This window comes from Streptomyces sp. MMG1533 (genome assembly GCF_001279775.1).
GTDB lineage: Bacteria > Actinomycetota > Actinomycetes > Streptomycetales > Streptomycetaceae > Streptomyces.
In genome coordinates this window covers 1-14,341 of record NZ_LGDG01000037.1, presented here as the reverse complement: position 1 = coordinate 14,341, position 14,341 = coordinate 1, and the positions used below count along the sequence as shown (strand labels likewise).

Genomic DNA, 14,341 nt, shown 5'->3' with positions numbered 1-14,341 from the left:
CGTGTGGTCGGTCGAAGGCTTTTCTACGTCCGGCAGGTCGCGGTTGACTGCGCGCACGGCCGGTCCGATTCGCCAACAGCCGCCCGCCGCCTGGCATCGGCCGGACGCAGACGGCCGAGCAACACCCGTCAGCGCGTCAGAAGCTGTCCGCGTTCATCCGCACGTGGCTGGGGACGTTCACGTGTACGCCGACGCGCTCCTCCAACAACCCCACCACTGACGGCATCCAGGCACCTCCACCGAAGAGGACAACACGACACCTCGTCCCTGCCGCCGACACACCCCACCTACACCTGACCAGCAGAAACGCACCCATCACGCTCGGCAAGACAACGGCTTCGTAGACGCCCAGACTGTTGCGCGACGCGTTGGAGGAGTAGGACGGCGTCACTGTCGTTGATGACGTGCGGATGTGGAATGACCCCTGCAGTTGTAGGCCGCAGGGGTCATTGGTGTTCACGGTGTCGGCTTCGTGCTCATGGTGTCGGGATGGAGAGCGGCGGTCCATGGCTTGGTTTCGTGGAGGGAGCCCGTGTCCTGGCGTGGACGGGCGGCTGGAAGACTGAACGCCTGTGACACATTCTGATCTTGCTCGCCGTATCCATGCTGCCTCTCATCTGACGGGGCGTTTCACGCTTCGGTCCGGACGCACTGCCACGGAGTACTTCGACAAGTACCGGTTCGAGGGCGACCCGGTCCTGCTGGATGAGATCGCCCGGCAGATGGTTCCGCTGGTGCCCTCTGGCACCGAGGTCCTGGCCGGTCTGGAGATGGGCGGCATCCCGGTGGTGACCGCGCTCGGCCGGCATACGGGTCTGCCCTGCGCGTTCGTGCGCAAGCAGGCCAAGCCGTATGGCACCTGCCGTCTCGCCGAAGGCGCCGAGGTCGAGGGCCGCCGGGTGCTGGTTGTTGAGGATGTGGTCACCAGCGGCGGACAGATCGTGCTGTCGACCGCGGACATGCGTGGTCTGGGGGCCCAGGTGTTTGAGGCTCTGTGCGTGATTGACCGTGAGCACGGCGGCGCCGATGCCCTCGCGGCCGAGGGCATCAGGCTGTTGTCGCTGCTGACGGCCGGAGATTTGCGGGCTGCTGCCGCCTGACCGGCGGGCGGTCAGTCCGGGGCGTGTGTTTCGGTGATGGCAAGGCGGGTGGAGGCCTCGTCGACGATGCTCTTCTCGTCGGCGAAGGCGGCGATGAGGGACTGCAGGGCGATGTTGTCGACCGAGCGGGGCAGGCCTCGGCTGGTGAGGTGGATCAGGTCGACGGCGTCGTCGGAGAACAGCGGGTCCGAGCGTCCGGCGATCGTCAGTTGGTGCTTGATGCAGCTGGCGGTCTCGTTCTTGTTCATGGTGGGCATCTGGTAGCTGATCGAGATCCGCTGGTCCAGGGCCGCCAGGACGCCGTGCTTCATCCGTTTGCGCAGGGTGGGCTGCCCGATCAGCAACACCGCGAACGGCGTCGTGGAGTCCATGTGGCAGTTGGTGAGCATGCGGATCGCGTCCAGCTCTTGGTGGTCCAGGAGGTGCGACTCGTCGATGACGACCGCGGGGGTGCGTCCGCGGGCCGCACCTACCGGATGACGCTCAACACCGGCGTGCACGGCCCGATCGTCTCGCCGTCCCCCGCCTTCGGCGGCACCCGGACCGGCCGCCAGTGGCAGGTGTGCGGGCCGATGTTCGCCGACGGCGCCGGTAACGAGACCGACGTCGGCCGGCGGCGGCATGCCGACCGGCACGGCCAGGTACCGGCTGGCCCTGACCGCCACCCGCGGCAAGGACTACAAGGACAGTGACCGCGTGGACGCGGAGTGGACCTTCACCTCCCGCGCCGACGGCGCGACCAACGCCGTCCCCTTCCCCCTCTCCGTCGTCCGCTTCCACCCGAAGCTGAGCCTGACCGGCACCGCCAAGGCGGGTGCCCGCATCGCCGTGCCGCTGTCGCTGCAGGGCCCGGCCGCGGCATAGGGCCATCTGAAGTCACTGACCGTGCGCGTGTCGTACGACGGCGGCCGCACCTGGAAGACGGTCGCCGCCCACAGGGACCACGCCGGCAAGCGGTACCTCACCCTCACCCACCCGAAGAAGCCCGGCACCGTCTTCGTCCGGGCGTCCCTGACCGACACCGACGGCAACACCTCCGCGGAGACCATCCGCACCGCGTACCGCACCGTGCGCTGACCTCACGGCGGTTTTGCGAACGTGCCCCCCGCCTGCCGGCCGGGGGCACGTTCGTTCCCTGTCCGGAAAGCGGTCCGGAATTGCCTCCCGTCGACGGCCGCACGTAGGTTGGGCGCCGATCACCGGTGTGTTTGCAGGTCGAAAGGTACGGCCCCGTGGGACGACGCGAAAAGCCGCTGGACCCGGACGCAGGGCCCGTTCAGCGGCTCGCGCACGAACTGCGCCTGCTGCGGGAGAAGGCGGGAAAGCCGCCGTACCGCGAGATGGCCGAGCGTGCGGGCTACTCGACGACCGCCCTGTCCCAGGCGGCGGCAGGCGACCAGTTGCCCTCGCTCCCGCTGGTGCGGGCGTACGCCCAGGTGCTGGACGCCGACCCGGACGAATGGGAGCGGCGCTGGCGGGAGGCAGACGCGCAGGTACGGACGCCCTCGGCCGAGGAGCGGACCCCGTACCGGGGACTGGCCCGGTTCGAACCGGGGGACAGCGATCTGTTCTTCGGCCGGGACAAGCAGGTCGAGGAGCTGCTGGGGCTGGTGCGCGCGCACCGGTTCGCGGCCGTGTTCGGCCCTTCCGGCAGCGGCAAGTCGTCACTGCTCCGGGCCGGGCTGATACCCGCGCTGAGGCAGGCGCAGGGCGCCGACCGGCCGGCGGTGATCCGCGTGCTCACGCCGGGTGAACAGCCCGCGCGCGCACACGAGCAGGCCCTCGTCCCGAAGGACGGCGACCTGGACACCTGGGTGATCGTCGACCAGTTCGAGGAACTGTTCACCCTCTGCCACGACCGCGACGAACGCGCCCGCTTCCTCGACCTACTGCTGCGCGCCCGCGAGCCCGAGAGCCGACTGCGCGTGGCCATCGCCGTACGCGGCGACTTCTACGGCCACTGCGGCACCCACCAGGAGCTCGCCGAGACGGTCAGCCATGCGAACCTGCTGGTCGGGCCCCTGAGCCGGGACGAGCTGCGGGACGTGATCACGCGGCCCGCGACCGCCGAGGGCCTGAACGTGGAACGCGCGCTGACCGCCCGCGTCATCGACGAGGTCACCGACCAGCCCGGCGCCCTGCCCATGCTCTCGCACGCCCTGCTGGAGACCTGGCGCCGCCGCCGCGGCCGCACCCTCACCCTCGCCGCATACGAGGAGGCGGGCGGCGTGCACGGCGCGATCGCCGCCACCGCCGAGCAGGTCTACGCCGAGCTCTCGCCGGAACAGGCCCGCACCGCCCGCCGCATCCTGCTGCGGCTCATCACCCCCGGCGACGGCGCCCCCGACACGCGCCGCCCGGCGTCCCGGGCCGAGCTGGGGCCCGACGCGCAGGACGTGCTGGAAAGCCTCGCCACCGCCCGGCTGGTCACCCTCGACGGTGACACCGTCGAGCTGGCCCACGAGGTGCTGATCACCGGCTGGCCCCGGCTGGCCGGCTGGATCGAGGAGAGCCGGGAGCGGCTGCGCGCACAACGGCTCCTCGGGGAGTCGGCCCGTACCTGGGAGCAACTGGACCGTGACCCGGGAGCGCTGTACCGGGGGGCGCGGCTGACCCAGGCCGAGGAGCTGTTCACCGGGCAGCACCAGGACGACCTCGCCGAGCAGGAGCGGGCCTTCCTCGACGCCTCCCGCGCCGCGCGCGACGCCGAGCGGGAGGCCGGGACACGGGCCACCCGCCGTACCCGCCTGCTCACCATGGGACTCTCCGCGTTCCTCGTGCTCGCCCTGGCCGCGGGCCTGCTGGCCTGGCAGCGCGACCGGGCCAGTGACGAAGAGGCGGCCAAGGCGGCCGCCCGCCGCCTGGCCACCGTGGCCGACAGCCTGCGCTCCGCCGACCCCCGCACGGCCGCCCTGCTCTCCGTCGCGGCCTGGCGGCTCGCCCCACTGACCGAGTCCCGCTCGGCCCTGCTCGACGCCCAGGCCCGACCGGAGCGCGACGCCTTCACCGACCCACAGACGGGCGAGAACACCCAGCGCTTCCTCACCGACCAGGGCCGCGCCCTCATCACCGTCACGGGCACCGAGGCGACCGTCCGCGACGTGGCCGACCACCGCGTCACCGCCACCTACCGCCTGCCCGGCGGCACAGAGGTCACGGACGCCGACTTCGACGCCCGCTCCGTCGTCCTCACCGGCCAGGACGGCGACGAAGTGTGGAACCTCGCCGCCCGCAGACTCGTCGCCGCACTGGGCGACGCGGCCCATTGGGCGGCGCCCGACGGCAGCGCCTACGCCAGCGGGCCGTCGGACGGTACCGGTCCGGTCAAGGTGCACCGGACCGGCGACGGCAAGGTCCTGTTCACCACGGAGACAACACGCACCCTCACCGCCGCCGCGGTCGGCCCGGGCGGCCACCTCCTCGCCCTGTGTCCGGCCGACGGCGCACCACAGGTCTGGGACACCGTCCACGGCAAGCAGCTGCCGGGTTCCTGGGAGAAGGCGGACGGCACCGTCTGCGGCACCGGCTCGGGGGCGGACGGCGGCTCCCGCCTGCTGGAGCTGAGCGGGGACGGCCATCGTCTGGCCGTGATCTCCGGCAACACGGCCAGGGTCTGGAACGTCGCCGGCGGACGACAGGTCGCCGACTTCCAGAGCGGCGGCACCAGCGGCTTCACCCAGGCCGTCCTCTCCCCGGACGGGCGGTTCCTGGCCACGGCCGACGACCAGGAGATCGCCGCGTGGTCGCTGGACCCGGATGGCGGGTCCGCCTTCCACACTCCGCTGGCCGGCGCCGAGGTGAGCGACCTGACCTGGGCCCCGGGCGGGAACAACCGGACACTGCGCTATCTCGACGGCGCCACGGTGCGCACGTACGACCTGAGCGACCGCCTCAACGCGCACTGGCAGAGCACTCCGGCCGACGCGACCGCGCTCAGCCCGGACGGCACCGTCCTGGCCACGGCCACCCGCTCCGGCTCCGGCTCCGGCTCCGGCTACCGCCTCGAACTGCGCTCCACACGCACAAACGCCGTCCTTGCGCGCACCGCACTCGGTGCCCTGCCGGGCGACGGCGTCGAAGAAACCCCACCGTTGGCCTTCAGTCCGGACGGCCGGGCCCTCGCCGTCGCCGACACCGTGTCCTCCCACGGCTCCCTTCGGCAGCGCTTCAGCATCTGGGACGTCCCCGCTCACCGGGTCCGCACGTCGTTCGAGACATCCGGCGCGGCGGACCGCATCGTCTCCGCCCTCGCCCTCGGCACCGACGGCCGGACGCTGCTGGCCGCGCGCTCCACCAGCGGAGACGGTACGGCCGAGGTCTGGGACACCGCCGCCCACCGCCGCACAGCCACCCTGAGCGCCCTCAACGCGGACAGGCTCGCCCTGCGGCCCGACGGCCGGCTGCTCGTCGGTTCCGCCGACCGGTACGCCGGGCTGCCGTCCGGTCACGTGAGCGGACGCGCCCTGGCCGACGGCCGGCAGGTCACCGCATTGGCCTTCAGCCCCGACGGCACCCGGCTCGCCGTCGGTGACTCCACCGGGCACGTCACCCTGTGGGACGGCGACCTGCGCCACCGCATGGGCATCCTGACCGGCACCTCCGACACCGTCTCCACGGGCGAGCCCGAGGCCGTGGGCGCACTCGCCTTCTCCCCCGACGGCGGCACCCTCGCCGTGGGCGGCCACAACGGCACCCTGCGTCTGTGGGACACCGCCGGGCAACGACTCCTCGGCGGCGACCTGCCCACGCCCGGCGCCGAGATCGACACCCTCGCCTTCACCGGGGACGGCGCCACCCTGTACGCCGGTGGCCCGGACGTGCTGCTCCAAAGCCACCCGGTCGCCGGGGACGACGTCGCCCGCATCCTGTGCGAGCGGGCCGGCGGAGGACTCACCGAGGCGCAGTGGCGGACGTACGTCCCCGACGCGCCGTACCGGCCGGTGTGCCCCACCACGCACTGAGCGGGATTTTTGTTCACAGCGACTCCGTCGGTCGCTGAAAAACTCCTCTGACCTGGACTATCGGACTCCGAAAAGCCCTCTAGCCCAGGTTCTGGTCTCATGCGTACACACCTCCTGTTCCCCTCCCTCCTGCTGCTCGGCTCGCTCTCGCTGACGGCTGCGTGCTCGTCCGGGTCCTCCGGGACGTCGGACACGGCGACCGCCGGAGCGCGGCCCGGATCGTCCTCCGGCACCGTGCCGGTGCGGGCGGTGGACCCTTCGAAGATCAAGGGTCTGCAGATCGTCAACGACAACAGCGAGGACAGCTCCTGCCCCTTCGCGACCAGCTACCCGGACGTGCCCGGCGCCGAGGCGATGACGGCCGCGATGAAGAAGGACGTGGACGGGCGTCTGGCCACCTTCCGCTCAATGTGCGGCGACGACAACGAGGCCGGTGACGTCGGCGAACTCAACATCAGCCACCAGATCCTGGTCGCCTCCGGGGACGTCCTCGGCGTCCGGCTCAGCGCTCAGGACGGCACGTCGGCAGGGGGCGGACTGGACACACGCACCTACTGGTACGACGGACAGGCGGGCGCATACCGCGTGACCCTCGCGCTCATCGACGACGGCTCGCAGGACGCCCTCGTCGCCGCCCTGAAGAAGCAGCTCAAGGGCCGGGACGGCACGGCCGCGGACACGGTGGACGGGGCGTTCGCCGACCGGTCGAGCCTCGTCGATCTCCTGAACGACATGGCCTTCACCGCCGACGGCGGACTGCGGGTGACCTTCGCCCGGGGCACGGTCGGCGCCGCCCCCGCCGGCTCCTACGTCGTGACCCTCTCCAAGGCGACGGTCACCCCCTGGCTGTCCGCCTTCGGCAAGCGCGCCCAGCACCAGACCGAACAGCCGTCCAGCTCGCTCGACCTCGGAGCGGCCGCCACACCCACCCCCGCCGTACCCACCCACACGGCCTCCGGCGACGACGACACCGACTGCGAGAAGGTCAAGTGCATCGCGCTGACCTTCGACGACGGACCCGCCGCCCCGGAGACCGCGACCCTGCTGACCTACCTGGCGCAGTACAACGCCCGGGCCACCTTCTTCACGGTCGGCCAGAACGTCGCCGCCCACCCCGACCTGGTCCGCGCCGAGGCGCGCGCCGGCCACGAGGTGGGCAACCACTCCTGGAGCCACCCCGACCTCACCAAGCTCACCTCCGAGCAGGTCGCCTACCAGCTCAACCGCACGAGCGCCGCCATCAAGGCCGCGACCGGCAAGGTGCCCACCCTTTTCCGCCCGCCCTACGGCGCGGTCAACAGCACCGTCCGCGGCGCCACCAAGCTCTCCCCCGTGCTGTGGACCCTGGACACCGAGGACTGGAAGTACCCCGACGCCGCGAAGGTCGCGCAGAGCGTCATCGGCAAGGTGAAGCGCAACGACGTCGTCCTCATGCACGACATCCACCCCACCTCGGTCGCCGCCGTCCCACAGATTCTGCGAACCCTGACGGCCGACGGCTACCACTTCGTCACGGTCAGCCACCTGCGCGCCACGATGTGACAGCCCTGCACGCCACCCTTCGTGACAGCGCGGCCGACGCGATTCCTCCGGCACCTGCTCGGCGTCCGCGTCGCCGCCCGGTGCGGAGGAGTTCCTGATCCGCCTACACGGCCCGGTCGAGGTCGCTGTGCACCGGTCGGCCGACGCCCCCACGACGCGGTGTGACGGTGCCGCCAAATCCCGCGCGGTGCTGGAGCCGTCCGCCGGGTCGGCGTCGTTGATCTCCATCTCCAGCACCGCGCGCCTCGATCCGCCTCACTCCCATGACCTGTCATCGCGATGTCACGTCTTATTCGCCTCGGCAGGGTGCACCCCAGTCGGCGGAATCGCATCCTCCACCACGTGAAGGTGCACAGATCCTCCAGACCGCGGCGCGTGCTCGTCGTGGACGCCGACAGCGGTACGCGTCCGCTACTGAAGAGGTTGCGCGAGCTCGGCTTCGATGTGTACGTGGCCGGTTGCGGTGAGGACGCCGTCCCGGCCGGCCTCTCCGTACGCCCCGACCTCGTGGTCCTCGACGTGATCCTCCCGGACGGCGACGGCTTCGAGACGTACGGCGCCCTGCGCGCCGCCGGCATCGACGCGCCCCTCCTCTTCCTCACCGCCCACGACCGGACCGAGGCCAAGGTGCGCGGGCTGATGATGGGCGCCGACGACTACGTGACCAAACCCTTCGAGCTGGACGAGGTGGTCGCCCGCATCCATGTGCTGCTGCGACGCGGGCGCGCCCTCGACTGCCGGCTGCTGCGCGTCGGGGACGTGGCGCTGGATCCGACGACGCGCGAGGTCTGGCGGGAGGGGGCGCAAGTGGCTCTCTCGCGCCGGGAGTTCGATCTCCTCGGCTTCCTGATGGGGAACGCGGGCCAGGTCGTCACCAAGGCCCAGATCCTCGACCGCGTCTGGCGGTCGGAGTTCCACGGCGAGTCCGGCGTGGTGGAGACCTACGTCTACTACCTGCGGCGCAAGCTGGGCGACCGTGATCAGTCGCTGATCAGGACCGTGCGCGGCGTCGGCTACCTGATGGCACGGGACGCGGGTCACCGGGCGCCGTCGGCCCGGTGACCCGCGGATGTCCGCTGTCAGCAGCTCCCGGGCTTGTCGCGGGCGACGTAGTCCATGGCCGGGGTTCCGTCACTGTTGACGATGTCCGCGTAGGCGTCGACGTAGTAGCCGAAGGACCAGATGCGGTCGTAGCCGCGGCCGCGCCAGCTATGGACCACGGTGCCGACCTCGGACTGGCCGTCGCTCCAGTTGTAGTACTGCACGTGGAACACCGGGTTGATCCGGACGGTCCGCATATGCGGGCGGGCGTCGATCCAGCCCTGATAGCCACGCGGGACCGAGATGGTGACCTGGCGGCCCAGCGTGTGGGTTTTGGACCAGGACCACGAGTAGCTGACGCTGGCACCGACCTCGGCGGCGAGGTCACCCGACTTGTAACCGAACTTCGCGTTGAGGCCGACCGACACGGAGGCGCCGCGGGTGGTGGCGTAGGACTCGTTGACCCCCAGACTGGCCGTGCCGTGCCCGCAGTTGGTCACCGAGTCGTTGGAGATCCGGCGCTCCTTGCCGAGCCAGGTCCAGGAGGACGACGCCGGGAACTCACAGTTGCCGACCACGACCTCCCAGCCGTTCGTGAGCGCCCAGTGCTCGCCGTACGGCAGGTCGGAGTGCACGCTGCGGGCCGGGCCGGCGGCGAGATGGTAGTACGGCGCCTTCCCGTACGCCTTGTCGCTGTCCACGACCTGACCGGTGTGGATGTTGAAGACGAAGGACTTGTCGGCGCCGGTCATGTCGCCGCACAGCTTGGACATCAGGACGTCGGTGTTGAAGGGCTCCTTGCCGCGGATGTTGACACCGGACGACGGGTTGGCGCTGGCCGCGGGGGCGGTGGCGACCATGCCGGCGATGGCCGTGACGACGGCCGCGCAGGCCGTCACGTAGCGCTTCATGGTGTTGGTCACTCGTCTCTCGCTTCTGTGCCCTGGGGGTGGGGACGGTGAGTCCCGGCGGAGGGGAGCGCGGGTCGGGTCCCGCCGCTGTGCATCAGGAAACAGAGCAGGGTTCAAAGTGGCATCACAGCCGGATCAGAGTCTGATCAGAAACGCGGCGCGCAGGGCGTGGCCGCCACATGTGAGAGGTCGACCGGCACGCCGAGGCGGTTCACCCCTCGCACCGTCTCACGGCCGAACTCGGACGCGCCGCTCGCGGTGAGACCGGGAACAGCCGTCCTGGATGCCGACGTTCGACACGGACGCTACGAGACCAGACCAAGACCGTCTCCACGCGGACGGCGACAAGAAGGTCGCCTACCACCTCTGGGTGGCGATCACGTATGCCACCGAGCCCGGCGCCCGCGGCCGAGCGCGGGCGGCGCCACGTCAGCGCTGACCCACCCGCCCCGGGGCGCTCCTGAGCGCCTCGGGTGCACAGGAATCACAAAAGAGTGGCAGGACGATTGACGCGCTCATGGCCAGGCCCTACTTTCTGATCGATTCGCCGAACTACGTTCGAAATACCGGCCATTGAGGTGCCCCCGCACGCCACCTTGGAGAGCACGATGAGCGCAAACCCCCACCTGTCCCGCCGCGGCCTCCTGGGCATGACGGCCGCTGTGCCGCTCGCCCTGACGCTCGGCGCGGGCACCGCGCAGGCCGCCGACTCGGCGTACGCGATGGTGTACTTCACCGAGTCGACCAACCTCGGCGACGGCACCGACTACGGCCTGCACCTGGCCGTCAGCCCCGACGGGCTGAACTGGACGCCGCTCAACCAGAACAACCCCCTGGTCACCCCCACCGCCGGCGCCCTGGGCCTGCGCGACCCGTTCCTGATGCGCAAGCAGGACGGCACGTTCGTGGTGCTCGCCACCGACCTCAAAGGCACCGACTGGAGCTACAACAGCCAGTACATCCACGTCTGGGACTCCGCCGACCTGCGCACCCTCACCGGCTACCGGCGCCTGAAGCTGCACGACATGACCACCCACAGCTGGGCGCCCGAGGCGTTCTGGGACGCCGGCCGTGGTCAGTACGCGGTGATCTACTCCTCGGTCAACTCCAGCGGCCACAACGTGATCATGGTCAACTACACGAGCGACTTCGTCACCGCCTCGGCCCCGCAGGTGTTCTTCGACCCCGGTTACGACGTCATCGACGGCGACATGGCCGTGGGTGTGAACGGCTACAACTACCTCTTCTTCAAGAAGAGCCAGACCCTGGTGAGCGCCAGATCCACCACTCTGAACCCGGGCAGCTTCACCGAGTACAGCGCAGGTGTGGCCCACGGCGGCACCGAGGCCCCGACCGTGGTCAAGTCCCTCAGCTCCGGCACCTGGTGGCTGTGGGGAGACACCTACACGCCCAACGGTGTCTTCTACGCCTGGCAGTCGAGCAGCCTCGCCTCCGGCACCTGGACGGCCCTGGACCAGAAGACCTACACCCAGCCGGTCAACTCCAAGCACTGCGGCATCGCGACGATCACCACGACCGAGTACAACAACCTGCTCTCGAAGTGGGGTGCCCCGGCCTGGAACCGGCTCAAGTCCTACAACTTCCCGGCCCGTTACGTCCGCCACTCCGACTACGCGGGCCGCATCGACGAGTACCCGGTCGAGCCGTACAAGGACTCCCTGTGGACTCTCGTCCCGGGCCTGGCAGACAGCTCCGGGGTCTCGTTCCGGTCGGTCAACTACCCCGACCGCTACCTGCGGCACTACAACTACGCCCTCCGACTCGACGTCAACGACGGCACGTCGACGTTCGCCGGTGACGCGACCTTCTACCGCACGGCGGGCCTCGCGGACGCGAGTTGGGCCTCCTTCCGGTCGTACAACAACCCGACGCGCTACATCCGCCACGCGAACTACGTCCTTCGCATCGACCCCGTCTCCACCACCACGGAGCGGCAGGACGCGACCTTCCGCGTCGGGTACTGACATGGAAGACACCCGCGTGCCGAACACCTCCGCACCCGGCTGGGCCAGACGCGTCACCGTGCGCGTCCTCGCCCTCGCTCTCGCCGTGTCCGGCCTGACGGCCCTGGCCGGCCACGATCCATCGGCACCCCTGGCCGCCGAGCCGGCGGCGGTCAGCACCACACAGGCCGCCGTCACCCCACCGTCGATGGGCTGGGCGTCCTGGAACAGCTTCGCCAGCAGCATCGACTCCGATGTCATCAAGGAGCAGACGGACGCCCTGGTCTCCTCCGGCATGGCAGCGGCCGGCTACCAGTACGTCAACCTCGACGACGGCTGGTGGCAGGGCGACCGCAACGCTGACGGCTCCATCTCCGTCGACACGGACCTGTGGCCGGGCGGCATGAAGGCCGTCGCCGACTACATCCACAGCAAGGGGCTGAAGGCCGGCATCTACACGGACGCCGGCAAGCAGGGCTGCGGCTACTACTACCCCACCACCCGCCCCGCGGCCCCCAACACCGGCATGGAGGGCCACTACCAGCAGGACCTGGAGACCTTCCAGCGCTGGGGCTTCGACTACGTCAAGATCGACTGGTGCGGTGGCCGGGTGGAGGGCCTCGACCCGGAAACGACGTACAAGCAGATCGCCGCCGCCAACGAGGCCGCGACCGCCGTCACCGGACGCAAGCTCGTGCTGTCCTTCTGCGAGTGGGGCAGCGGACTGCCGTGGAACTGGGCCACCGGCTACGGCGACCTGTGGCGCACCAGCACCGATGTCATCCTGTGGGGCCAGACCCCGACCACCGCCATGATGCTCACCAATTTCGACCGGGGCCTGCACCCGGCAGCCCAGCACACCGGCTACTACAACGACCCCGACATGCTGATGGTCGGCATGAGCGGTCTCACCGCCGCCCAGAACCGACTGCACATGGGTCTGTGGGCGATCTCCGGCGCCCCGCTGCTGGCCGGCAACAACCTGGCCACGATGAGCGCGGCCACCCGCGACATCCTCACCAACCGCGAGGTCATCGCCATCGACCAGGACCGGCGCGGGTTGCAGGGCGTCAAGGTCGCCGAGGACACCCGCAACCTGCAGGTGTACGGCAAGGTCCTCACCGGCACGGGCAAGCGCGCCGTGCTGCTGCTCAACCGCACCTCCTCGTCGGCGTCCATGACCGTCCGCTGGGCCGACCTCGGCCTGACCGGTGCCACCGCGTCCGTGCGCAACGCCTGGACGGGCACCGACGCCGGGTCTCACGCGACCAGTTACTCCACGACCGTCCCGGCGGGCGACGCCGTCCTGCTCACCGTCTCCGGCACGGAGGCGTCCGGGTCGACGTACGAGGACACCACCACGTCCACCACACCCGCCTTCGGTGCCGTCACGACCGGCGCCGCGGGCACCAAGCTGGTGGACATCACCTACGCCAACGGCGCCACCACGGCCCGTAAGGCGACCATCCAGGTCAACGGCCAGTACACGTCCATGGTCTCCTTCCCGCCGACAGGCTCGGCCTCCACGTACCGGACCGTGTCCGTGCTGGCGCACCTGGCCAAGGGCACCAACACCGTGCGCTTCGCGGCCCTCTCCGGCGCCACCGCGCCCGACATCGACGCGATCCGTGTCCAGGGCATTCCCGGCACCAACGGTGTCGCCCTCGTCGGCGCCGCCTCCAGCCGCTGCGCCGGACTGGAGAAGAACACCATCACCGACGGTTCCCAGGCCATCCTGTGGGACTGCTTCGGCGGCCGGAACGAGACGTTCACGCAGACCTCGCGCGGCGAGCTCGTCGTCTACGGCAACAAGTGCCTGGACGCCGACAACAACGGCACCGCCAACGGCACCAAGGTCATCATCTGGGCCTGCACCGGCGGCACCAACCAGAAGTGGACCGTCCACTCCGACGGCACGATCACCAACGACCTGTCGGGACTGTGCCTCGACGCCGAGGAAGCGGCGACCGCCAACGGCACAAAGCTGGTCCTGTGGACCTGCAACGGTCAGACCAACCAGCGGTGGGCCCTCAACTGACCTGACCCGCAGCGCCTGCACCGCCCGTCGCCGGGCCGGCCGTCGAACCGGTCCCGGCGGCGGGCGGTGTCGTCCGCCGGGCGGGACCGCCGGCAACCTGTCAGGTCTCCGCCATGAGGGGCCAGATGGTGTCGACGACCCGGTCCGGAAGGCGGACGTCCCGGTCGCCGGTGCGGATGTAGGACGCGTAGTAGCTGCCGATCATCATGTCGGCGACGGCCTGCGGGTCGGTCCCCGGCCGCAGGACGCCTTCCTCGCTCAGACGGTGCAGTGTGTCGACGAGGGGCTGTACGCGGAGGGCAACGGCGTGGCGCCGTACCAGTTCCACTAGGCCCGGATTACGGCTTCACCCGGAGCACCGCGTGGACAACCAGCGGCAAATCCGTCGCCGACATCATCGCCGCCGAACCCCGCGCCCAGGCCGTCCTCGACGACCAGCGCATCGGAACGCTCAAGCCGACCGGCCCGGTCCGGGTCGCCACCGGCATCCAGGACGACATCGTTCCGCACGCCCAGGCCCGCCAACTGGCCGTGGACTGGTGCCGCAAGGGCGGCGACATCACCTACGACGCCATCGACCTGCCCAACCTCGGCGACAGGATCCTCACCAACCACCTCGCCCCCCTCCTCACCGACCAGGGAACAGCGATCTCCTGGCTCACCGACCGCCTGCAGAGCGAACCGGCCACATCCAACTGCTGGACCATGCCCTTCCAGCGCTGACCGAGCCGTACGGCGTCTTCCCGCCCGCACACGGGCGGCAGCGCGTCACCGTGCGTACTCG

At 70.4% G+C, this 14,341-nt stretch carries 10 protein-coding genes and 2 pseudogenes; 9 read left to right on the top strand and 3 right to left on the bottom strand.

Annotation, left to right across the window (positions count from 1 at the left end; all coding sequences use genetic code 11):
- The first annotated feature begins 572 nt into the window (after window positions 1-572).
- Window positions 573-1,100: an orotate phosphoribosyltransferase gene (pyrE, locus tag ADK57_RS06920; RefSeq protein WP_053748462.1), complete on the top strand. Its 528-nt coding sequence runs from the start codon at window positions 573-575 to the stop codon at window positions 1,098-1,100.
- 11 nt (window positions 1,101-1,111) lie between these two features.
- On the opposite strand, the gene ADK57_RS06915 is transcribed toward pyrE, so the two are convergent.
- Window positions 1,112-1,600 (bottom strand): ExeA family protein, encoded by a 489-nt coding sequence (locus tag ADK57_RS06915; protein ID WP_199830493.1) that lies wholly within the window; start codon window positions 1,598-1,600, stop codon window positions 1,112-1,114.
- Window positions 1,601-1,721: 121 nt separating this feature from the next.
- Between ADK57_RS06915 and ADK57_RS06910 the strand changes: the two genes are divergently transcribed.
- The 5 genes from ADK57_RS06910 (at window position 1,722) to ADK57_RS06890 (ending at window position 8,665) form a co-directional block, all read left to right on the top strand.
- Window positions 1,722-1,964, top strand: coding sequence for a hypothetical protein (locus ADK57_RS06910; protein WP_053748460.1), 243 nt, complete (start codon window positions 1,722-1,724; stop codon window positions 1,962-1,964).
- A 27-nt stretch (window positions 1,965-1,991) separates the two neighbouring features.
- Window positions 1,992-2,177, top strand: a complete 186-nt coding sequence (locus ADK57_RS06905; RefSeq protein ID WP_053748459.1) for a hypothetical protein — start codon at window positions 1,992-1,994, stop codon at window positions 2,175-2,177.
- 155 nt (window positions 2,178-2,332) lie between these two features.
- Window positions 2,333-6,061 (top strand): helix-turn-helix domain-containing protein, encoded by a 3,729-nt coding sequence (locus ADK57_RS06900; protein ID WP_063785933.1) that lies wholly within the window; start codon window positions 2,333-2,335, stop codon window positions 6,059-6,061.
- Between the two features lie 99 nt (window positions 6,062-6,160).
- Window positions 6,161-7,603 (top strand): polysaccharide deacetylase family protein, encoded by a 1,443-nt coding sequence (locus ADK57_RS46525; protein WP_063785932.1) that lies wholly within the window; start codon window positions 6,161-6,163, stop codon window positions 7,601-7,603.
- A 342-nt stretch (window positions 7,604-7,945) separates the two neighbouring features.
- A complete protein-coding gene (locus ADK57_RS06890; RefSeq protein ID WP_234390017.1) occupies window positions 7,946-8,665 on the top strand; it encodes a response regulator transcription factor in 720 nt (239 codons plus the stop codon).
- A 17-nt stretch (window positions 8,666-8,682) separates the two neighbouring features.
- On the opposite strand, the gene ADK57_RS06885 is transcribed toward ADK57_RS06890, so the two are convergent.
- Both ADK57_RS06885 and ADK57_RS50940 read right to left on the bottom strand, forming a co-directional pair.
- Window positions 8,683-9,567 (bottom strand): hypothetical protein, encoded by an 885-nt coding sequence (locus tag ADK57_RS06885; protein ID WP_053748457.1) that lies wholly within the window; start codon window positions 9,565-9,567, stop codon window positions 8,683-8,685.
- A 155-nt stretch (window positions 9,568-9,722) separates the two neighbouring features.
- Window positions 9,723-9,839: pseudogene (locus ADK57_RS50940) on the bottom strand (membrane dipeptidase); the annotation flags it as partial.
- A 324-nt stretch (window positions 9,840-10,163) separates the two neighbouring features.
- Here ADK57_RS50940 and ADK57_RS06880 point away from each other — a divergent pair.
- The 3 genes and pseudogenes from ADK57_RS06880 to ADK57_RS47010 form a co-directional block, all read left to right on the top strand.
- Window positions 10,164-11,540, top strand: coding sequence for a glycoside hydrolase family 43 protein (locus tag ADK57_RS06880; RefSeq protein ID WP_053748456.1), 1,377 nt, complete (start codon window positions 10,164-10,166; stop codon window positions 11,538-11,540).
- Between the two features lies 1 nt (window position 11,541).
- A complete protein-coding gene (locus tag ADK57_RS06875) occupies window positions 11,542-13,557 on the top strand; it encodes an RICIN domain-containing protein (RefSeq protein ID WP_053748455.1) in 2,016 nt (671 codons plus the stop codon).
- Between the two features lie 339 nt (window positions 13,558-13,896).
- Window positions 13,897-14,280: pseudogene (locus ADK57_RS47010) on the top strand (lipase family protein); the annotation flags it as partial.
- Window positions 14,281-14,341 lie beyond the last annotated feature (61 nt).